Annotated in this window: 1 pseudogene; it reads left to right on the top strand. The window is 57.1% G+C overall.

What is annotated here, in order from left to right:
* Positions 1-11: 11 nt before the first annotated feature.
* Positions 12-552, top strand: a pseudogene (locus QU44_RS17045) (TonB-dependent receptor); the annotation flags it as partial.

Below are 552 nucleotides of genomic sequence, written 5' to 3'. Positions count from 1 at the left end.
GCCAGGTGAAGATGAACGTCACCAAGCAGTTTGCGGGTGGTTACATCCGCGTTTATGCCAAGCTGCTCGACGACCAGTCGCCGTTCAATTTCTATCAGCCCCAATTGGTCACCGGCACCGATGATAACCCGTCATTCTCTGATCCGCGCGGCTTTGATGGCCGCAACAGTTCGCTGCTATCGCCCAATTTGGGCAGCATCTTGCGGGTCGACGCATCGGGCAAAGTCGTCCGAAATTCCATCGATGAGGGCGTGCGGGTCAATGCGAAGTCTTTGGGCTTTGATGCGCAGTTCAGTCTGGGTGAGTGGTCGATAACTGAACGCTTCCGCTATGCTGACCAATCAACTAGCAACACTTTGTTGTTCACTGCGGCCACCGCCCCCGCTGCTGGATTTGGCAGCCGTTTTGCCGGCCCCGGCGCAAGCATAACCTATGCCGCAGGCCCGCGCGCTGGACAGCCATTTGATGCAGCCGGCGGCAATGGCCTGATGAGCTTTTCTATCTTGTCCTCAGCTTCCATGCCCGATGTCAGCAACATGACCAACGACCTGC

This window comes from Sphingomonas sp. 37zxx (assembly GCF_000786205.1).
Lineage (GTDB): Bacteria > Pseudomonadota > Alphaproteobacteria > Sphingomonadales > Sphingomonadaceae > Sphingomonas.
This window is presented reverse-complemented; position numbering and strand designations above follow the sequence as displayed.